This window comes from Chryseobacterium defluvii, assembly GCF_003634775.1.
Taxonomy (GTDB): Bacteria; Bacteroidota; Bacteroidia; order Flavobacteriales; family Weeksellaceae; genus Chryseobacterium; species Chryseobacterium defluvii.
This window is the reverse complement of the sequence record NZ_RBXB01000001.1, coordinates 1,388,981-1,408,955: the sequence shown is the minus strand read 5'-3', so window position 1 is coordinate 1,408,955 and position 19,975 is coordinate 1,388,981. Positions and strand designations below refer to the sequence as shown.

The 19,975-nt window shown below is 36.1% G+C and carries 17 protein-coding genes and 1 pseudogene; 4 read left to right on the top strand and 14 right to left on the bottom strand.

The features are described 5' to 3' along the window. Nucleotides 1–163 precede the first annotated feature (163 nt). Together BCF58_RS06590 and BCF58_RS06585 are read left to right on the top strand one after the other, a co-directional pair. On the top strand, nucleotides 164–1,240 hold the full coding sequence (locus BCF58_RS06590) for an SDR family oxidoreductase (RefSeq protein WP_121460961.1): 1,077 nt from the start codon (nucleotides 164–166) through the stop codon (nucleotides 1,238–1,240). Then, nucleotides 1,227–2,018: a helix-turn-helix domain-containing protein gene (locus BCF58_RS06585; protein WP_121460960.1), complete on the top strand. Its 792-nt coding sequence runs from the start codon at nucleotides 1,227–1,229 to the stop codon at nucleotides 2,016–2,018. The genes BCF58_RS06590 and BCF58_RS06585 overlap by 14 nt, the downstream gene beginning before the upstream one ends. Here BCF58_RS06585 and BCF58_RS06580 read toward each other — a convergent pair. From BCF58_RS06580 to BCF58_RS06570, 3 genes are all read right to left on the bottom strand, one after another. Beyond that, nucleotides 2,015–3,898 (bottom strand): type VI secretion system baseplate subunit TssF, encoded by a 1,884-nt coding sequence (locus BCF58_RS06580; protein ID WP_121460959.1) that lies wholly within the window; start codon nucleotides 3,896–3,898, stop codon nucleotides 2,015–2,017. The two genes, BCF58_RS06585 and BCF58_RS06580, sit on opposite strands and share 4 nt — an antisense overlap. A 23-nt stretch (nucleotides 3,899–3,921) precedes the next feature. Beyond that, nucleotides 3,922–4,362 carry a GPW/gp25 family protein gene (locus BCF58_RS06575; protein ID WP_121460958.1) on the bottom strand — a complete coding sequence of 147 codons (441 nt, stop codon included), beginning with the start codon at nucleotides 4,360–4,362 and terminating at the stop codon, nucleotides 3,922–3,924. Nucleotides 4,363–4,512: 150 nt separating this feature from the next. After that, complete coding sequence (locus BCF58_RS06570) at nucleotides 4,513–5,928, bottom strand: APC family permease (RefSeq protein ID WP_121460957.1); 1,416 nt, start codon at nucleotides 5,926–5,928, stop codon at nucleotides 4,513–4,515. 143 nt (nucleotides 5,929–6,071) lie between these two features. On the opposite strand from BCF58_RS06570, the gene BCF58_RS06565 reads away from it, so the two are divergent. Next, a complete protein-coding gene (locus BCF58_RS06565) occupies nucleotides 6,072–6,578 on the top strand; it encodes a DUF4920 domain-containing protein (RefSeq protein ID WP_121460956.1) in 507 nt (168 codons plus the stop codon). A 64-nt stretch (nucleotides 6,579–6,642) separates the two neighbouring features. Here the strand turns inward: BCF58_RS06565 and BCF58_RS06560 are convergent, their stop codons facing one another. Continuing rightward, the gene (locus BCF58_RS06560) at nucleotides 6,643–7,752 is read right to left on the bottom strand and encodes a M14 family zinc carboxypeptidase (protein ID WP_121460955.1); all 1,110 of its coding nucleotides are present in this window, start codon (nucleotides 7,750–7,752) and stop codon (nucleotides 6,643–6,645) included. 835 nt (nucleotides 7,753–8,587) lie between these two features. Here BCF58_RS06560 and BCF58_RS06555 point away from each other — a divergent pair. Further along, the gene (locus BCF58_RS06555; RefSeq protein ID WP_121460954.1) at nucleotides 8,588–9,115 is read left to right on the top strand and encodes a helix-turn-helix transcriptional regulator; all 528 of its coding nucleotides are present in this window, start codon (nucleotides 8,588–8,590) and stop codon (nucleotides 9,113–9,115) included. 389 nt (nucleotides 9,116–9,504) lie between these two features. Here the strand turns inward: BCF58_RS06555 and BCF58_RS06550 are convergent, their stop codons facing one another. The 10 genes and pseudogenes from BCF58_RS06550 to BCF58_RS06505 all read right to left on the bottom strand — a co-directional run bounded on the left by BCF58_RS06550 (nucleotide 9,505) and on the right by BCF58_RS06505 (nucleotide 19,969). Beyond that, entirely contained in the window at nucleotides 9,505–10,674 is a 1,170-nt protein-coding gene (locus BCF58_RS06550; RefSeq protein ID WP_121460953.1) for a proline dehydrogenase family protein, read from the bottom strand. 63 nt (nucleotides 10,675–10,737) lie between these two features. Then, complete coding sequence (locus BCF58_RS06545) at nucleotides 10,738–11,667, bottom strand: UbiA family prenyltransferase (protein WP_121460952.1); 930 nt, start codon at nucleotides 11,665–11,667, stop codon at nucleotides 10,738–10,740. Nucleotides 11,668–11,678: 11 nt separating this feature from the next. Beyond that, a complete protein-coding gene (locus BCF58_RS06540; protein ID WP_121460951.1) occupies nucleotides 11,679–12,605 on the bottom strand; it encodes a mevalonate kinase family protein in 927 nt (308 codons plus the stop codon). Between the two features lie 126 nt (nucleotides 12,606–12,731). Continuing rightward, nucleotides 12,732–14,223 (bottom strand): annotated as a pseudogene (locus BCF58_RS06535) (MFS transporter). Between the two features lie 228 nt (nucleotides 14,224–14,451). Next, nucleotides 14,452–15,630 carry an acetyl-CoA C-acyltransferase gene (locus tag BCF58_RS06530; RefSeq protein WP_121460950.1) on the bottom strand — a complete coding sequence of 393 codons (1,179 nt, stop codon included), beginning with the start codon at nucleotides 15,628–15,630 and terminating at the stop codon, nucleotides 14,452–14,454. A gap of 92 nt (nucleotides 15,631–15,722) precedes the next feature. Continuing rightward, a complete protein-coding gene (locus BCF58_RS06525; RefSeq protein ID WP_121460949.1) occupies nucleotides 15,723–16,115 on the bottom strand; it encodes a hypothetical protein in 393 nt (130 codons plus the stop codon). Between the two features lie 76 nt (nucleotides 16,116–16,191). Next, nucleotides 16,192–17,244, bottom strand: coding sequence for a porin family protein (locus BCF58_RS06520; RefSeq protein ID WP_147462039.1), 1,053 nt, complete (start codon nucleotides 17,242–17,244; stop codon nucleotides 16,192–16,194). An 82-nt stretch (nucleotides 17,245–17,326) separates the two neighbouring features. Then, the gene (locus BCF58_RS06515) at nucleotides 17,327–18,073 is read right to left on the bottom strand and encodes a hypothetical protein (protein WP_121460947.1); all 747 of its coding nucleotides are present in this window, start codon (nucleotides 18,071–18,073) and stop codon (nucleotides 17,327–17,329) included. Then, the gene (locus tag BCF58_RS06510; RefSeq protein WP_121460946.1) at nucleotides 18,039–18,593 is read right to left on the bottom strand and encodes an RNA polymerase sigma factor; all 555 of its coding nucleotides are present in this window, start codon (nucleotides 18,591–18,593) and stop codon (nucleotides 18,039–18,041) included. The genes BCF58_RS06515 and BCF58_RS06510 overlap by 35 nt, the downstream gene beginning before the upstream one ends. A gap of 116 nt (nucleotides 18,594–18,709) precedes the next feature. Continuing rightward, nucleotides 18,710–19,969, bottom strand: a complete 1,260-nt coding sequence (locus tag BCF58_RS06505) for a nucleoside permease (protein ID WP_121460945.1) — start codon at nucleotides 19,967–19,969, stop codon at nucleotides 18,710–18,712. Between the last annotated feature and the right edge of the window lie 6 nt (nucleotides 19,970–19,975).

The window sequence follows — 19,975 nt, the reverse complement described above, 5'->3', positions numbered from 1 at the left end:
AACTTTCAGATTCATTGCTTCATTCAGCTTAACATTGAGAATATTGCCATATCAGGAAATATTCAAAAAAGCATCTGAGCTTTTCAACAAAATAAATTGGACTTTTCAACACATTCAATTGATTACAGGTTCCTGAAATTTGCTTTATCAAAATACTTAAAAAATGAATACTAAAGAAACAGTTTTGGTAACGGGAGGTTCAGGATTTATTGCATCTTATTGCATCATCGCTTTATTGAACAATGGTTATAAGGTAAAAGCAACCCTCCGTTCCCTTAAAAAATCCGATTTGGTAAAAAGTATGCTCAAAGAAGGCGGAATCTATTCTTTCCGAGACTTATCTTTTGTGGAGGCTGATTTACAGAACGAATCCAGTTGGGAAAAGGCCGTTGAAGGTTGTCAGTATGTGATTCATGTTGCCTCTCCAACACCTTATACGAATGCCAAAACGGAAGATGATTTTGTAATTCCTGCTAAAAACGGAGTGCTTTTCGTGATGCGTGCTGCGAAAAAAGCAGGAGTGAAAAGAGTGGTTCTTACTTCAGCGTTTGGAGCTGTAGGTTTTGGAACTGTAAAAACTACCCCTTATACAGAGGAAGATTGGACCATTTTAAATGAAACCGTATTTCCTTATCAAAAATCCAAGACAATTTCTGAAAAAGCCGCATGGGATTTTATACAGAATGAAGGAAAAGGAATGGAGCTTGCTGTGGTAAATCCTACAGGGGTTTTAGGGCCTGTTTTAGCGGATGATTTTTCACATTCTATCCAAAATATAAAGCAAATGCTAAATGGTGAGATGAAAGCCTGCCCTAAAATTATTTCAGGATATGTGGATGTTCGTGATGTTGCAGACTTGCATTTTAAAGCAATGACAATACCCGAAGCCAGCGGACAACGCTTTATTGCAGTAGCAGGAGAAGGTCTTTCTCTGTTAGACATATCCAATGTACTTAGAAAAAACCTTGGAAAGAAAGCAGCTAAAGTTCCCACTAAAGAATTGCCGAGCTGGATTATAAAATTATTGGCTATATTCAATTCAAAATTAAGAGTTGTTACTCCCTATTTAGGAATGGTAAAAAGAGCAAGTAGTGAAAAAGCCATCAGAATGTTAGACTGGAAACCCCGTTCCATGGAAGAATCCATTCTGGCAACTGCCAATAGTTTAATTAAATATTGTGAAGTAAAACTTATTTTAGAGAGGACATTAAAATACACAAAAAATCATGAAGATCACTGAAATAAAATCCTGTTTTGTAGGTCCTGCCATTTCCCCGGAACAGTTTATTACAGAGCATTTCTTTTTGTTTCTGGCAAAAGGTACGATGAACGGCTATGATTGCAATAAGCATTATACATTAAAGCCCGGTGAGAGCTGTATTGTTCGCAAAAATAGACTCGCACGGTACAACAAAGTAAGAACAGATGAAAATGAATTTGAAAAAGTGATCTTCTTTTTTGATGAATTATTTTTGAAAAATTTCCAGAAGAAACACCGCATTAACTTTCAGAACCATACTTCAAAAGATGCTTTTATCAAATTAAAGAAAGATGAGCTGATCAATAGTTTTTTACTTTCATTAGAACCTTATTATAATGGATCCGGCAATGTGAATGAAACGTTTTCCAATCTGAAAAGGGAAGAATTATTGCTGATCTTATTACAGCTGCATCCCGAATTATCGGATATTTTATTTGATTTTGGTGTTCCAGGACGTTTGGATCTTGAAGAATTCATGCAGCGGAATTATAAATTCAATGTCAGCATGGAACGCTTTGCTTTTCTTACAGGCCGAAGCTTATCCGCTTTTAAAAGAGATTTTAAGACTATTTTTAATGAGACGCCGAACCGATGGCTTATAAAACGTCGTTTGCAGGAAGCCAGATTTCTCATTGAAGAAAAAAAACAGAGACCAACAGATATTTATGTTGATCTCGGTTTTGAGAATTTATCTCATTTTTCTTTTGCCTTTAAAAAGCAATTCGGAATTTCTGCAAGTAGTTTACAGTCTATTTAGTTATCAGAGAAATCTGTATCCTCATTGCTGATCTTTACCTGATACTCTATTCCATCTATAGCTTTGGAAATGATCTGATTTCTGAGAATATTGGCTATGTTTTCCCAATACACTCTTCCATAGAAAGAATAATTCTGAGGAATAATTTCAACTTCTACAGTACGTACAAATCCTTCTTTAGGTTTGTTACTGATCATAGTTCCTCTTTTCACTCTTACGTCTTTGAGCTCATCTTTCAGAACCATTCTGCAATAATTCTTAACATCTTCCAGAGAAATGATCTTATCCCTTGTCGTCAGTGCATATTTGTATGCCTGAATGCTATCTGTTCCTTTTTGCTCTTCTGCTCCACCAATGGTTTCGGTAAGCAGTACTAAAGATTGAGATTTCAATTGGTTAGAAAGCTCTGTTCCGGGACGCATATGGTTGGCTAAAGTACAATGCGTAACCCAAAAAGAAGCATAGGTGTGGTCTGTCTTTTCAACAGGTTCCATAATCACATAATTCAGCTCCTGCCTGATGTTTCTTTTAGCATTATTTACTTTTTGTACCATTGACTTCATCTTATCAGCCATTTCGCTCAGGATGCTTTTTACATTATCCCTGTTCAGAAGAGAAAACGCAGCAATCTCATCCCGGGTAAGTTCCAGCACATTGGCTATCATATCCACCGCATTTCTGTTGGTAAAACGCTCCATTCCGCCTTTTCTTATAGTGTACAGACCTTTTTTAAGATCATCATTTGGGGTAAAAGGAATTTCTGTATAGACTCTTCCTTCCCCATCCTGCACCTCATCTACATACAGAAAGTGTTCGCCTTCATCCGTTACCAAAGGAATATTATTTCCCATTATATCAAGGCTGTATTCCGTTTTTTTCCAGCCTCTGTTGTAGATTGGGAAAGCATTCAGAACAAATGAAAAGTTATCTAAAATTTCTGCAGAAAACTGTGGCGGAAATTCAAAAGTAAGCCATAAATAACGTTTACCATCTATAGCTTTTGTAATTTCATCTTTTCCATCCAGAAAGTCCAGGTTTTCCGGTAGTTTTCCAGGCTCGGAAATCAAGGTGTCTGAAATTCCGGTAATCTCAATAAATTTATGACGATAAATACTTTTAATATCTTCTATGGTCTTTGTCTTGATAGATTGTTCCCGGAACATCTGTTCATATCCTTCCGACTGATTCGTCTTAAGGTAGGTAATTCCTTCTTTCACAAATAAAGGATTTCCGTTGCTATTTACAGTGATATAAGGCAGAAGCTTATACACAAAATCCAGATGCTCATAAGCCGGATTTGAACAAAATATGCTGACCTGTTTCGGAAAATTCTCACTCGTATATTTGGTAACATTGATTCCAATGGTAATTTTTCTGTAATCTTCCGGTCTTCCCTGAAATCTTGCCACAGGAATTTTATTCAGCCGGTCATCAATACTGTAACAGGTGTTTCCAACGAACATGATCGAAGTCTGCATTTTATTGATCCTTACATTTCCTACGGGTGTAAAGGGAATATTAACCTGCTTATCCGATTCTGATTTTATCGTGGAGGTCATCTGCTTTCTGAAGAAAAACTCCGTATGATCCAATAAAATTTCTGATGATTCATAGGGGGAAATAAAGGCCACTGCATGGGCAGGAATCGGATGGGTATAAATAGATGGTGTGAGCAGTTTCGCAAGTTTCTCTAAAATACGCGCATTTACCGTCTGGATCTCATTATTGGCTTTAAAGACCTCGGTACTGAAAGCATCAATCAATAATTTCACAAAAGGGTCTAATGACTGCGGGCTTTTCAATCCCCAGACTTTCGTGGCATTCTGGAGCATTCTTGCTTTTACCGATTCTTTGGAATATATATTCTGATCTAGGTTCATAATTTCTAATTACAATAAAATACTTAATCTATCGACATAGGGCTCAAAAACAGTTCTGTGGAAAAGCTGAAACGCTCTCCTGTAGCCTCCATTTTGGCATTGATGGCTATTCTTACTTTTTTCTTGATTTCCGTATGTTCTTTGGTATCGTAGTTGTGCTCCACAAATTCTACATGGGCCTGAATTTGCGGCTGAACTATCCGGGGTTCATATTCCTGTATCTGCCTCTTAAGGCTTTTGATAAAAATACTTTCCCAGATGGCACTTGTAACTCCATTATCGAATTCTAAATTCCAGACATCATTTCCGTAATTTTCATCATATCTGTTTTCGCCTTTTTTGGTGGTGATCAGTAACATAATATTGTGGGCAATACTTTCTCCCATATCGCAGGTATCAATACTTCCCCCTTCAGTCATCAATGTTGACGGAACAAAAGGCATTCTGTAATTGGGTGTGTCCATAAAATCAACTTCTTATTTTTTACATCATGGTCTCAATTTCTCTAAACGAAATACCAAATTAAACATTTTCAGGAAATAAAATGTTATAAGAATTTAAAAATATTGTTTAAAATTTACGGCTTTCAAACAAGTTTGAAAGCCGTAACCAGATTAATTATTTTCTTTTTTCTTCCTATTGATAAAATAGTAGACCGGAAGTCCCAATAAAACCATTAAAAAACCGGGCCAGGTGTATTGCTGCTTATAGATCAGAAGCAAGATACAGAATCCGGATCCTATCAATAAGTAAATGATCGGCGTTACCGGATACAACCATGTTTTGTAAGGTCTTTCCAGATCAGGTTGTTTAAATCTCAGATAAATTACTCCGAAAACGGTAATCATATAGAAAAGGACAATGACAAAGGAGATCATATCCAGAAGGTTTCCGTACTGACCGCTCAAACATAGGAGAGAAGCCCAGACTCCCTGCATCCATAAAGCATTTCCGGGAACTTCATTTTTATTGTTTTCCACAGCAGATTTAAAAAATAAACCGTCTTTTGCCATCGTCTGGAATACTCTTGCTCCGGCTAGAATCAGGCCGTTGTTACATCCAAATGTAGAGACCATTACTAATAAAGCAATGATGATGGTTCCTGCACTTCCGAAAATGTTTTGTGAAGCGGCTACCGCTACCCTGTCGTTGGCCGCAAAAGCGATAGAATCCCTGTCTAAGGAATTCAGGTAAACATAGTTGACTGCGATATATAAAATCATTACGGCAGAAGTTCCGTAGATCATTGATTTTACTATATTTTTCTTCGGATTTTCTATCTCTCCCGAAACGAAGGTTACACTTTCCCAGGCTACGGAACTAAAAACTGAGCCTACCATTGCGGCAGCAATTCCTCCTAATAAGGTCATTCCACCGATAGGTTCCCAACCTTCCTTAAGAAAATTCCCGGTAATATCTTTTTTAAGATTATTGAAAGAATCTGTTCCTAAGCTAAAATTTTCCGCCAGATGGGAAACATCCACAAAAATAAATCCGGCAGCAATCAGTCCTAATAAAGCGATCACCTTAGATCCCGTAAATATATTCTGTAATAATTTTCCACTTTCTACACCTCTTGTATTAATGTAAGTCAATAGAAGAATAATAGCGATTGCCAATATCTGTATCCAGGTAATCTGAAATTCTCCACTCTGGAAGATCGGAGCTGCATTATTAAGAGACGGAACAAGATAGGCGGTAAATTTTCCGAATGCCATCGCAACCGCTGCAATAGTTCCGGTCTGAATCACCGTAAATAAACCCCACCCATACAGGAAACCCATTTTTTTACCAAAAATTTCAGTAAGATATGTGTATTGTCCACCTGCTTTCGGAAATAGCGCTGAAAGTTCCCCGTAGCTTATCGCGGCAGCAACAGTCATGATCCCGGTAATAATCCATACTACAATTACCCAATACCCGGAACCGAGATTCCGCATCATATCTGCGCTTACTATAAAGATTCCACTACCGATCATGGAGCCCATTACCAGCATAATGGCGTCCCAAAGTTTTAGTTTTTTTTGCATAAAGATGTATAGGTGTCAAATATAAACAAATCTGCACTTGTTTTTAGACATTGTTTACATATTCAAAATAAATATGCTTTTTATCAACTTTAATCTGATTTTGAATTCAAATTTTATTAGTATTTTTGAAAAAAATATTAAAAATGAAATTCAAAGCTATATTATTTGCAGCAGCAGTAAGTGTTTCTACACTGGCATTTGCACAGGAAACGTCACAGAAGACGGTTGCTCCACCTGCAGGAAACGCTCTTGTAGGAGATACTTATGGAGCAGGAGTATCAGAATCTAAAGCGATTAGCGTAGATAAATTGTCGAAAAAGCTGAAAAAAGACAGTAAAAAAGTTGAGAATGTTGCGATTAAAGGTACTGTAACGGATGTTTGTGAGAAAAAAGGATGTTGGTTAACTATCAAAACGGATGATAATTCTCAGTTCTTCGTAAAAATGAAGGATTATGCTTTCTTCGTTCCTACTGCTTTAAAAGGAAAGAATGTAGTACTGGAAGGGAATGCTGAAAGAAAAGTAATTTCTGTGGATGAGCAAAAACACTACGCTGAAGATGCTAAAAAGCCTCAGTCTGAAATTGATGCTATCACCAAGCCAAAAGAAGAAATCAGATTTGTAGCTAACGGGATTAAAGTAGTTAACTAATTTATTTTCCAAGCTACTCTGAAAAGTAGAATATAAAAAAAGCGGAACAAACTGTTCCGCTTTTTTAGTCTTCTATGGTAAAATCAACTACTGCATCGAGTTTCGGGTATTTGGTTACAGAAACAAATTTTTTCCCCGTACAGTCAATTTCCAGCCAGCCTTTCCGTTTCTTTACTTCTCCCACTTCCACTACAAAAGGCACAAAAGATATCTCATCTTTCCCTTCCTCCATAATTTCCCGGTACTGAACAGCTACATCCAAAATACAGTGATGATCCGTATTCAGCTTTACATTCCGGTAGACGATATCATAGTGGGTTTCCTGATTTTCCGGAATTTCAAGATACGTTTCCCAGCCTGTAACACCGGCATTCAATTCACTAATTGCCTTTAACGCATAATAAAGAGCAATCGTATAATATTTTCTTGTTCCTTTTCTTGTATAATCATCTATGAAATGCCCGCCTTCAAATAATATGGTAGGCATTCCGCTTTTAATGAAATTATCGCCTGTTGAAGTGGGATAGAACTCATCAGAATACCTTCCGATCTGGTTAGGAATTAATTCTTTCAGGTGATTATATACAGCAGCAATCACGGCCATGCATTTTTTCCTGTTTTCAGTAATGCTGCGTTCTACATTTTCTGATGGAGCTAAAAAGGAAAGTGTTGCAGGATGCACTCCGTCTGTCGTAAATATAGTTCTCTGCTCATGCAAATTCAGCGCATAATCATACTTCTTGGAGGAAGCTAAGCTTTTGAGAAACTTAATCTCTTTACTTGCTTCATTATGAAAATCTCTGTTCAGATCAATATCCACTGCGTTGAGTCTTGTCCATCTTTCCGAACCATCCGGATTTAACATAAAAATAAAATCCAACGAAATTTTACTGAAAAGATCTTCCTTCATTTGAGGCATATTATCCAGGCTTAACAGTAAGTCAAGCATTGCATGCGTAGCATTGGATTCATTACCGTGCATTTGTGACCAAGCCAGTACATGAATGGCTCCGGTACCTATGCTTAATTTATAAATAGGCTTATCTAAGTAGGATCTTCCGATCTCATGAATATAATCGCCGAGATTCGTCTGTAGGTAAGAAAATAATTTTCCGGGGGAAATATAGCGATTTGGGAAATCAGGGTTTTGTATGTAAATCTGTTCGAAGTTCATTTGAGAAGTGGTTTACAAGAGTCAAAATTAGCCATTTTTAAGCAGAATATAAAATTAACATTTGTAACATTATTAAACAATGTGAATTGACAGAATGTCTGTTGGTAAAATTGTGGATTGCTAATAATTTAATTAATATTAATTAATTATTTTAAAATCAATTAGTTATAAAATTTATCTAAATTTAATTTTTAAATTTACTTTAAGTACTGAAAAGCCTGTTTATCCCGAAATGAGTGTAATTTTGTTAAACATTCCTAATGTGGAAAAAGTACTGATTTTATTTAGATATACAAATGTAAATTGTTCATATTTTAGATTGTATCCTAATTTTCAGAGGTTGAATTCGGGTTGAAATAAATAGCATAATTTTTCAGGAAAAGGCATAATACCAACAACTGTTCGATACATGAAAATAGGCCATAATAAAGAAGTTTAAGAGCCTAAAGTGTATCTCCTCTCACGTTTATATTCTGTATAATGCTATACAATCAGTTGTTTAGCCTGTCTCCTACTCTATAAGGTGTTTAATGATCATAAACTTATCCGGATAAGGCTTTAACAGGGATTTACCAAAAAATAATTCACTTTACATCTATCAATATAGCATCTACTTCATCTTTTACTTTAAGAATATTGGTGGGCAAGTAGTATAATGATCTATTTACAAAAAGAAAATGTTGATAACTTGCCTATTATATATTAAATGACTGATTATCAATATATTATTACTATTTACTTTTGTATATTGCAAAAGGTTCCAATTGTTTACTTTTGTATTTTGCATTTGTAAACTTTATTTTTACATTTGTAAAACAATTAAAAACTTATTTTGATGAGTTTAAATGAACGAATTTCAAAAGTTATAGAGTATTCTAACTTTACTCCTTCTGAGTTTGCGGATGAAATAGATGTACAACGTTCTTCTATCTCCCACATCACTTCCGGGAGGAATAAACCGTCTCTGGAATTCATCATTAAGATCAAATCCCGTTTCCCGGAAATCCTTTGGGACTGGCTGATTAACGGTGATGGTGAAATGCTGAAGTCTGATGAACCGGCTGTTGAAGAGGAAGAAATTACTGAAGAAAAAACAAAGCCTACTTCACTGCCTGATTTATTCACTTTAATCGATGATGATAATTTTGGAGTGACGGAAAGTGAAGACAGGGTCCTGAAACAAAGCCTTCGAGAATCTGATATTCCTCATCCGAGTATAGCCGGGGAAAAAATAAACGATTCTCAGCGATTAGAAAAATCTAATGACGAAATTATCAATCAAGTAATTGGAAATCAGGAGCATAAAATAAAAAGGATTGTTCTGTTCTTTGAAAACGGAAAATTTGAAAGTTATGAACCATAAAAATACCTGATCAAGTACTGACCAGGTAAAAAAATATTTGAAGAAGAAAGCTAAACTATTGCTTTAGTTTTTAAGTTGATTATATTCGTTGCTTTTTCCCATTCCACTTCTATAGATGCGAATCATTTCAGAAATTAAATATTTCTCTGTTATAATAGTTTATTATAGGGAAAATTGGCTATATTGAATGTAGCAACGAAGAGGTTTTTTTTCATGGAATCTAGTTTTTATTAGTCTTAATCAAATATACAAAATATAATTAAATCAACAATGAATTTATTAAAATTTTACATTATCATTAATAATGTTAATAATTAAAATAATTTTTATCAATATTTGATATAAAAAAAGCTCCACAAATGCGGAGCTTTATATTTAAAAAGGTAGAATTATCTGCCTTTTCTTCTTTCCAGTTCTTTTTGGATCAATCCTAATTCTCTACCCGTTTGCCCGGCCACAGAGGTATTTTCCTGGGCTCTTCTCGTAAGATAGGGAACTACGTCTTTCACAGGGCCATAGGGAAGGTATTTAGCCACATTATAGCCTTTATCTGATAAATAGAAGGTAATATTATCACTCATCCCGTAAAGCTGCCCGAAATAAACGTGTGGATTATCGTTTTCAAGGTTTTTAGCCTTCATTTTATCCATTACCAACTCTGAAGAAACTTCATTGTGTGTTCCAAAGAAAGCGGAAACTTTATCCAGGTGATTCATCACAAAATCGATTCCTGCATTATAGTTTTTATCTGAAGCGTCTTTATTAGGCTGGATGGGATCAGGATATCCTTTTTCAGCTGCTCTTGCTCTTTCCTTTTCCATATAAGCTCCACGCACGATCTTATACCCGATGAAATAGTTCTTTTCTCTTGATCTCTGAAGATGTTCTTCCATATATTCCAGCCTGCCTGTTCTGTACATCTGGATTGTATTCCAGACGATGGGCTTTTCCTGGTTATATTTCTCCATCATTTCTTCACAAAGCTGATCTGCTGCATCCTGCATCCAGGTTTCTTCCGCATCTACCATTACTTTTTTATCATTTTCATGACATAGTTTACAGACCTCATCAAATCTTCTTACCACTCTTTCCCATTCTTCTTTCTGGCTTGAGGTAAGTTCAGCGCCTTTACCCACAGCTTCATAAAGATCTATTCTCCCGAAAGCAGTAGGTTTGAAAACGATAAAAGGAATGGCGGGGTTTCCTACGGAAAATCTTACAATATCCTTGATTTCTTTGCAAACCGCATCAAAAGTCTCTTCATCTTCTTTTCCTTCAATGGAATAGTCGAAAATACTTCCCACTCCTCTTTTGAAAAGCTGTTTTACCACTTTCATGCTTTCTTCCCGGGTTTCGCCGCCACAGAATTGTTCAAATAAAGTATTCTTTACAATTCCGGTAACGAAAGGGAAATTATTATGAACCGTGAAATTAAGGATAGATGTTCCAAAACTGGTAAGAGCGGGCTGTTCGATCATTTTGAACATCCAGTATGCTTTTCTTAGCTGTGCATCGGATTTGTCTGCAAATGCAACTTTAGTATCGTTAAAAATGGGCATTCCTTTTTATTAAATTAGTTGTGCAAAGGTAATAATAACCTCTTTGTTTTAAAAGAATATTTTCTATAATTTACTTTCAATCCCGTTCAAAAGCATGGCAATTATCCCGATAAAAACCCATAATCTGAGAATATTCAGCGTAATGAATTTGCTTCTCCTTGAATCATTCAGCAGAAAATAGATACAGGAAATAAACACAAACAAGCCTACTGCAAAGTAATCGCTCATAAATCCCCAAACATTTGTTCTGACAATGATTTTCATAGAAACAGCCATTGCAATCATGAGAAGTGAAATAAGGATCAATTTGGTAGTTTTTCCTTTAAAATAATTGGGAATCGTGGTATAACCAAAGGCTTTATCTACGCTTTTAGTAAGAGTATCTTTGGCAATATCAATACATAAAAGCATCAGAAAAAGAAAAATGGCCATTAAGAAAACTTTCATTGAAAAGGTTTCGTAATATACCATCATTCCGAAGAAAGGATATAGAGTAAGGCTGACAAAGGTCAGATTATTCACAATTAAAATCCGGCTCAGCTTATGGCTGTAGTACCACATGAAAAACTGATAGATTAAAAAGAAAATAAATACTCTATAGGAAATCATCCATGCTACCCCGAGAGAGGTTATACTCAATGTTAGATAGGCGTAGAGGAAATATTTCTGCTTGATAAAGCTTTGAATTCTGGTTCTGAATGGTTTTACGATGTGGTCTTTTTCAAAATCATAAAACTGGTTGATGATTCCACCCGCCAGAATACATAAAACAGTGCAGAAAATAATTCCGTGGACTTTAAAATCGAAAACAAAATTTCTAAGGCTCTCTTCCTGATTAAAAAGAAAGAAAGTAGAAACATATAGGGCAAAAGTAAGTAAGACCGCTACAAAAACACGAGCGCCTAAGAGAAAGCCCACGAATTGTGAAAATCTGTAAAATAGAGATTTGGAAGCAATATTCTGGGATTGTAAATTTTCTTTTTCAGAATTCATTTCCAACCCAATTAAAATCTGTAAATCACTTCTTTATGGAAACCATCAAGCATTTTTTCAGCTTTTTCATAGTCTTTGGTGAATCCTAAGATATAACCACCTCCACCGCTTCCGCAGAGCTTCAGGTAATATGCATTGGAGTCCAGACCTTTTTTCCAAACGTTGAAAAGACTTTCGGGGATCATCGGACGGAAATGTTCATACGCCCAGTGAGAAAGCTTTTTCAGGTTTCTGAAGAAAGGATTCATATCTTTTTTAAGGAATGCCTCAATACAAGCATTATTATAACGGATAAACTCTTCTTTCAATGTTTTGCGGAAACCTTCTGTTTTCATTTTTTCAAAGAAAATCTGAACCATAGGTCCGGTTTCCCCTGTCATTCCTGAATCAATTAAGAAAATAGCTCCTTTTCCTTCTTCGCTTTTAGGAATGGCTACTTTATCTACGCTTTCTTTATTTTCGATAAGGATAGGCAGGTTCATGTAGCAGATAAGAGGATCTATTCCGGAGCTTCTTCCGTGGAAATAGCTTTCCATTAAGCCGAAGACTTTTCTAAGGCTTTTAAGCTCGTCCTTGGAAATATTCTCAGGATGACGCTTCGTAACTGAATAGCGTTCGAAAATAGCAGCTACTAACGCTCCGGAGCTGCCTACTCCATATCCCTGTGGAATGTTGCTGTCGAAGAATAATCCTTCAGCAATTTCTTCCTTGAATCTGGAAACATTCAGTTCAAAACCTTGAGGAAGTTCAAGATCAGTCAGATAATCTGCATATTTGATCAGATGTTCATTAGATTTCTTTTCAAATTCGGAATCCAATGATGAAAACTTGAGGGTACCTTTATAGAAACTATAAGGTAATGTCAAACCTTGGGAATCTTCGATGATTCCGTATTCTCCGAACAAAAGAATTTTGGCGTAAAATAAAGGGTTTGTCATTGACTTAATAAATCTTTTTTGCAAAGTTAAAATTATTCAGCTGAATATTAGCAAAATTCAGACCGAAATATACATATTTTACGTATTGCCGCCCTAAAAAAGACGTTATTTCTAACGTCTTGAAGCTTATAGGGTATCCCTGTCTTTCAGCATATTGATTTTCAGGAATCGAACAAGTATTAATCCGGTTCCGAAGAACAGTGTCATGGAAAGCGCAGCAATACGCATATTATTAAAATGCTCGATCAGTGTAGCAAAGATGAACGTCCCGATAATGATGGCAATCTTTTCCAGTACGTCATAGAAACTAAAGAACGTAGTGTTTTCCATAGAATCTTCAGGAAGCAATTTGGAATAGGTAGATCTTGACATGGCCTGAAGCCCTCCCATTACTAAACCTACTACTGCTGCAACACCGTAAAACTGATATTCAACCGTAGGATTTTCTTTATTCAGGAAATAGGCCCAGATACAGGCAATAATCCATAATACAATGGCTATAGAAATAACGTTTTTGTTTCCTATTTTCCTTGATAACCTTGAGAATATCACCGCTCCGATAATTGCTTCGATCTGAATGACCAAAAGAGTGCCGATCAGCTTATCCTGAGCAAGGTTGATTTCACTTTTTCCAAATAAGGTTGCCATTAAAAAGATGGTCTGCATTCCTACACTGTAGAAGAAAAAGCTGGATAAAAAGAATTTTAGGTTTCTGTCTTTAAACAACTCATTTCCTACTTTAAATAATTCATGGAAGCTTTCCTTTAGCAATATCTTTATAGAAGCTCAAATTGTCTTTTAAAACTTCAAAAAAGCCTCCCTGCTCTTCATGTTTTTTGAAGATGTTTTTGTAGTTCAGAAGAACCAGATCTTTTGGAAGCTTATCTTTAACATCCCCAAATTGTGGCAAATGTTTGAACGTATATTGTGAGAAACCGAACCACCAGGCTCCGGTCAATAAGAAACTGATTCTCGTAAACAACAGCTGTTGTGCTGCTCCTTTGGCAAAAACCTGAATCAGCAGTAGACAAATGACAACCAATACTACCGAACCAATATATCCGTAAACATACCCTCTTGCCGACAGTGCATCCTGTTTATCCCGTGTCGCAATATCCGGTAAAAAGGAATTATAGAACACTAAGCTTCCCCAAAACCCTACACTGGCTGTGATACTGAACAGAAGCCCCAGAAATACGTTGTGCATTCCTGTAAACATTGCCAATCCCATACATGAAGTTGCCCCCAGATAGCAGAAAAATTGCAGGAATGATTTTTTGTTTCCAATGGTATCTGCTAAAGAAGAAAGGAATGGAGACAGTAAAACAACGATGAAGAAAGAAATCGTTAAAGAATATCCATATACCGCATCCGGCTGATATTTTTCCCCAAATATCTTGATCATATGTCTTACCGGAACATCAATCCACTGTTTGGTTTCTGCCACATATTCTTTCTTTTCATATGCTGTGGTAAGAATAGAGTAATAAATAGGAAAAATAGTAGAAGTAATAACCAGCGAGTATACTGAATTGGCCCAGTCGTAGACAGCCCAGGCTTTCATAATCTTTGGATTATTCTTTATATTCTGAGGCTGTTGATTCTCAATTTCAGACATTTCAAATAATATTAGTAGCACAAAAATAAAAAAACCGCTGAATATTCGGGGGTTTTATTTTCTTTCTGCTCAATTTTATTGTTTAATTAAACTTTTCATAACATACAGAATGTGATCAGCATTTTAAATAAGCAGGGAAAATGCCTGTTTAGATTTTTCTTCGTATATGAATTATAAACAAAGGCCCGGAATGTATTCCGGGCCTTTGTTTATAATAAGAGTTGCTTTTTATAAGTTTTCAATCACAATAGCAGAAGCTCCACCACCACCGTTACAGATAGCAGCAGCACCGTATTTTGCATTGTTTTGCTTCAATACGTTGATTAGTGTAACAATAATCCTTGAACCTGAACTTCCCAGTGGATGCCCTAATGCTACAGCTCCTCCGTTCACATTTACTTTAGAAGCATCCAATCCTAAGATTTTGTTGTTTGCCAATCCTACTACAGAGAACGCTTCGTTGAATTCAAAGAAATCGATATTAGAAAGCTCTAATCCTGCTTTTTTAAGAGCGATAGGTAAAGCTTTTGCAGGTGCTGTTGTAAAGTTTTCAGGTTCCTGAGCCGCATCAGCATAAGAAACGATTCTTGCTAAAGGCTTAAGTCCTAATTCTTCCATTTTTTCTTTAGAAACAAGGATTAATGCAGAGGCACCGTCATTTAAGGTAGATGCATTTGCAGCCGTCACTGTACCTTCTTCCTTCTTGAATACTGTCGGAAGTGTAGAAATCCTGTCGAAGTTTACCGCTTTGTATTCTTCATCTTCTGCAAAAATTACAGGCTCTCCTTTTCTTTGAGGAATTTCAACAGGAACAACTTCATTACTGAATTTTCCTTCGCTCCAGGCTTTTGCGGATCTTTTGTAAGATTCAATAGCGAAATTATCCTGATCTTCTCTTGTAATGCTATAATCTGTTGCACATTTTTCTGCGCAAACACCCATATGTACTTTATTGTAAACGTCTGTCAATCCGTCAAGAACCATTCCGTCCTGCATTTTGATATCCCCCAGCTTTGTAGCTACTCTTGCATTGTAGTAATGAGGAACCATAGACATATTTTCCATACCTCCTGCTACAATTACTTCCGCATCTCCGGCTTTGATGGATTGTGCAGCCATCATTACCGCTTTCATTCCTGAAGCACAAACTTTATTGATTGTAGTAGAAGGAGTTTCAACAGAAAGTCCCGCTCCTAAAGCAGCCTGACGAGCAGGAGCCTGTCCTTCTCCAGCCTGTAAAACGTTCCCCATGTAAATTTCCTGAACATTTTTAGGATCAAGACCAATTTTATCTAATGCGCCTTTTACTGCAACAGCTCCCAATTTTGTAGCCGGAACCGTTGATAAACTTCCCATAAAACTTCCCATTGGAGTTCTTACTGCGGAAACGATGAATACTTCTTTCATTTTTATATATTTAATTTTAAGTCACATGTAACCTTGCGGTTTCATTTTTATATTCTATTGTTGTATCACTTTCAGGTCTGGCCCAAGCTGGATCAGATTTGTGCTTTATTTTTATTATTCGGTATAAGCATTAAAAATGCTCCCAGGAATTCAACAATCCACCCCCATTTTAACTTGACCACTCCTGCGAAGACTTCTCTCCAGGATTTGAAAGGCAGAAAGCTGAAATATTCCAGAGATTGAAGTTTAACTGCCACTAAAGTAAAAATGAATAAAACGATTAACAGAAAGGCAAATGTTCTGACAATTTTCACACTATTATTTACAATACCAAATAATACGCAAACGGAAAGAATCCAACAGGTAATAGCTAAATAGTGATCCAGTTTCCAATAATTCCAATTTCCGATGATGGGAACATGAACCAGCGGCAGAAAGCTTCCTACAGCCACTAATAATAATCCTAATAACTGAATATTTTTCATATTTCTTAAAGTGCCAAAATACGAAAAAAAACACACTCCGAAAAGTGTGTCTGAAACAAAATTATCTCTATGAAAATCAGAAAGTTAGATTAAATACTTCCAGCCCTATCTGTAATCCGTTTTTGTTATTCATCAAGGCATCATCATTAAAAATAGGAGTTAAATCTTTTTTCACATATAAACTGATTCCTCCGTACCCAATACTCAGCTTTGCCCCAAACAGGAACGGATTCATACCGTTTTCCACTCTTTGCCTGAATACATTCTTACCTGATTCTTCATTTTCATATTTGTATTTTATCCTGCTGCCAATTTTTACCCCACCATAAATCCCTGCTCCTATTCTCCACTGCCTTTTGCTGTCATCCAGGAATTTTTCACCATCATATTCCACATATTTAGGATTGAGAACAAACTGCATTTCTAAGGGAATTTCAAGATATTCGGCTTTTAATTGGGTATATTTCAGCTTTTTTGGGGTAAATCCTGTAATAAACAATTTCTCGTTACCCTGGGCAAAAACCGTTGATTTCTTAGCGCTATACATATCCGTACGCACTCCTAATCCAAAGTTTAGAAATACAGGACTCGTGTATGCCCCTACCTGCATTTGAAACCTTAATTGATAAGATAAAGATGAAGCGGAACGGATTTCTTCCGGCTTGTTAAAGAAATCAAAAGGCTTGGATTTTTCAGCAAGGTTTAAATATCCGCCGCTCACCACAACATCCATGCTATTCAGAAGGTTTTTCATTTCACTTTTTTTCTCATCGGCGCTTTTCCCCAGCACAGATTTTCGAACTCTTTCCCTTGTGATCTCCTCAAAACTCTCTTTTTCAGCATCCACTTTTTCATTAATGATTGCTTCATATTTCAAAGCAATTTCATTAGAATGGCTTTTCTTTTCTTCCACGGATATTTTCCCCTCTTTAAAATCTTTGTCTATGATATCCAGCTCCCCATTCATTTTCTTTTTTTCAGAGGATATGATACTATCAATCTTTACTGTATAACTATTGACTCTCATGTTTAAGTTTTCCTGCTGTTGCCGGATAGATTTATTGTCCTGTGAAAAAGCCATCACTGAAGCTGTCAGCATCAAAGCAGATAGTAAAATTGTATTTTTCATTGTATTATTTTTTTAATATTATTTGGGCTGTCCGGTTACCAGAAACCAGATAATAATTGATATTTTGATTAATAAGATTGTATTATTTTGTGTCTGAATGTACTGTTACTCCTAAGGTCACCACTTGTGAAAAATGAGGTTTTAATCTTCTTAAATCTATTCTTCCGTACGACGTTGTTTCCTGATTTCCACGTATTTTATCATATTCTCTTCCTGTAAGAAGCTCGGATGCTTTTATATATTTTGTATTCTTTATTTCCGGTTTTTCACTGGAAACAGCCAGCTTATTATCCGGAGCTGTGTTCTCTTCCGGTTCTAAAACAACATCTGGATGCTTAATCTGATGATCATCAGAAGCCACCTGAACAGGAGTAATATCGAGGTCACCATTTTGTTTTATTGTGATATTTTGGGTGTATCCTATTTTTTTATCCGGACGAATTGAATAATCAGCAGTTTTATTTTGGCTTGTATTATCAATTTCAGGTTTTAGATCCACAGCGATTTTAGAATCAGGCAATACATTTTCATCATTTTGTTTTTCCTGAGTCCCTTTCAAATTTTCTTTTATCTGATTCGTTTGAATTCTGCTTAAGATATTGTGCTGCTCCGTTTTATTTATATTGTAATAAATAATTGTCCCCACAGAAATTAAAAGCAATACTGCTGCAGCATATTGCCACCATTGGAAATGTGCTTTAGGACTCCAATCAGACCCTTTCTCTGTTTTTTGATCCATTGAGTCGATTCTGTCCCAAAGATCCGCAGAAGGCTTTATTTCAAGCTTTTCGTAGTCAGATTTTAACTGTTTCAGTATTTCTTTGTTCATTTTTTTTGGTCTTTAAATAATCGGTAAGCCATTTTTTTGCTTTACTCAACTGGCTTTTGCTTGTCCCTTCAGAAATATTCAAAATTTCTGCAATTTCCTGATGCTTTTTCTCTTCAAAAATATACAAGTTAAAGATCAGTCTATATCCTACGGGCATTTGAGAGAATATCTCTCCGAGATTAATTTCTCCAAAGTGTTCATCGAAATCATCATCGGATACCTCTTCTACGGTTTCCATATCCACGTAGAGGACATTTTTATTCTTCCGGATGAAACTGATGGAATCGTTTACCACAATTTTCCTCAACCAGAACGGAAAGCTTTTCCATTCCCTGCATTCATCGATCTTAGTGAAGCATTTCATGAAAGCATTCATCAGAATGTCTTCTGCATCGTGGATATTATTAGTGTAAGAATTCGCAATGGCGAGCATTTTACCCGAAAACATATCGTAAAGAGCTTTCTGCCCTCTCCGGTCCTGTTTTTTAGCCAGTAAAAAATTCTTTTCTAAGTGTTCCATGAATCAGTTTCTATAGATAAGACAATAAAAATTGAAAAACGTTGCCCGTAAAATAAAAAAAATTGCACTTTTTAAAAAAAATGCAATTTAATATACTGATAATCAGCTAAAAAAAATTAATGATTTACGTTTACTACTTCTTTAGGATCATGCTTATGTTTGAAGAAAATGGCAAATAGAACAGCAATAATCAATGCATATGCTGCAAAATACAGCCAGATCTCATGCCACATTTTGTCTCCGTTGGGTAAAGTAAAATTGTTCTGAATGACCCAACCGCTTACCAAACTTCCTATCATGGCTCCAAAACCGTTGGTCATCATCATGAATAAGCCTTGTGCAGAAGAGCGGATCTTAAAATCTGTATTCGTTTCCACGAAAAGAGAACCTGAGATATTGAAAAAGTCAAATGCCATTCCATATACAATACATGAAAGAATGATTAAAATCAGACCAAATCCTTCCGGATCTCCATACGCGAAGAATCCGAATCTCAATACCCAGGCGAACATAGAGATCAGCATTACTTTTTTAATCCCGAATTTCTTCAAAAAGAATGGAATGGCCAGGATAAACAATGTCTCCGAAACCTGGGAGATAGACATAATCAATGTTGAACGTTTCACCACCAAACTGTCTGCATATTGTGGCATTTTACCAAAATCCGAAAGAAATGCATCTCCGTACATATTGGTTAATTGCAGGGCTGCTCCCAAAAACATTGAAAACAGGAAGAACATAGCCATTTTCCCGTTTCCGAATAATGACAGGGCGTTCAATCCTAATTTTTCTAATGTTGTGGCATTTTTAGGGATTGTATTTTGTGGCGGGCATTTGGGCAATGTAAATGCATAAATTCCCAAAAGAATAGCAAATAACGCCGCAATATAAAACTGGTTTCCAGAATCCTTATTATCCGTAAGATTGGTAATCCACATGGCTACAATAAACCCTATGGTTCCCCATACCCTGATTGGCGGGAAAACTTTTACCACATCATAATCATTGTTCTTAAGAACATAATAGGCAATAGAGTTGGATAAGGAAATCGTGGGCATATAGAAAAACATGGCAATCAGCATTACCCAGAAAAACTGATTAGGATCAGAAACCTGAGGAAGAAAAAACAATGTAATTCCATATAAAATATGAAGGATGCCGTAAAGTCTTTCTGCATTCATCCAACGATCTGCAATAATTCCCGTGAGAGCCGGCATGATGATCGATGAAATTCCAAGTGTGGAAAATACAGCTCCAAATTCTGAACCACCCCATTGTTTTGTACTGAACCAATATACTCCGATAGTGATCAGCCATGCGCCCCAAACAAAAAATTGAAGGAAGCTCAGGATGGTAAGTCGTAATTTTAAATTCATATGTGG

Coding starts and splice junctions, on each gene's coding strand:
- BCF58_RS06590 (WP_121460961.1), top strand. CDS start 164: ATGAATACTAAAGAAACAGTTTTGGTAACGGGAGGTTCAGGATTTATT.
- BCF58_RS06585 (WP_121460960.1), top strand. CDS start 1,227: ATGAAGATCACTGAAATAAAATCCTGTTTTGTAGGTCCTGCCATTTCC.
- BCF58_RS06580 (WP_121460959.1), bottom strand. CDS start 3,898: ATGAACCTAGATCAGAATATATATTCCAAAGAATCGGTAAAAGCAAGA.
- BCF58_RS06575 (WP_121460958.1), bottom strand. CDS start 4,362: ATGGACACACCCAATTACAGAATGCCTTTTGTTCCGTCAACATTGATG.
- BCF58_RS06570 (WP_121460957.1), bottom strand. CDS start 5,928: ATGCAAAAAAAACTAAAACTTTGGGACGCCATTATGCTGGTAATGGGC.
- BCF58_RS06565 (WP_121460956.1), top strand. CDS start 6,072: ATGAAATTCAAAGCTATATTATTTGCAGCAGCAGTAAGTGTTTCTACA.
- BCF58_RS06560 (WP_121460955.1), bottom strand. CDS start 7,752: ATGAACTTCGAACAGATTTACATACAAAACCCTGATTTCCCAAATCGC.
- BCF58_RS06555 (WP_121460954.1), top strand. CDS start 8,588: ATGAGTTTAAATGAACGAATTTCAAAAGTTATAGAGTATTCTAACTTT.
- BCF58_RS06550 (WP_121460953.1), bottom strand. CDS start 10,674: ATGCCCATTTTTAACGATACTAAAGTTGCATTTGCAGACAAATCCGAT.
- BCF58_RS06545 (WP_121460952.1), bottom strand. CDS start 11,667: ATGAATTCTGAAAAAGAAAATTTACAATCCCAGAATATTGCTTCCAAA.
- BCF58_RS06540 (WP_121460951.1), bottom strand. CDS start 12,605: ATGACAAACCCTTTATTTTACGCCAAAATTCTTTTGTTCGGAGAATAC.
- BCF58_RS06530 (WP_121460950.1), bottom strand. CDS start 15,630: ATGAAAGAAGTATTCATCGTTTCCGCAGTAAGAACTCCAATGGGAAGT.
- BCF58_RS06525 (WP_121460949.1), bottom strand. CDS start 16,115: ATGAAAAATATTCAGTTATTAGGATTATTATTAGTGGCTGTAGGAAGC.
- BCF58_RS06520 (WP_147462039.1), bottom strand. CDS start 17,244: ATGAAAAATACAATTTTACTATCTGCTTTGATGCTGACAGCTTCAGTG.
- BCF58_RS06515 (WP_121460947.1), bottom strand. CDS start 18,073: ATGAACAAAGAAATACTGAAACAGTTAAAATCTGACTACGAAAAGCTT.
- BCF58_RS06510 (WP_121460946.1), bottom strand. CDS start 18,593: ATGGAACACTTAGAAAAGAATTTTTTACTGGCTAAAAAACAGGACCGG.
- BCF58_RS06505 (WP_121460945.1), bottom strand. CDS start 19,969: ATGAATTTAAAATTACGACTTACCATCCTGAGCTTCCTTCAATTTTTT.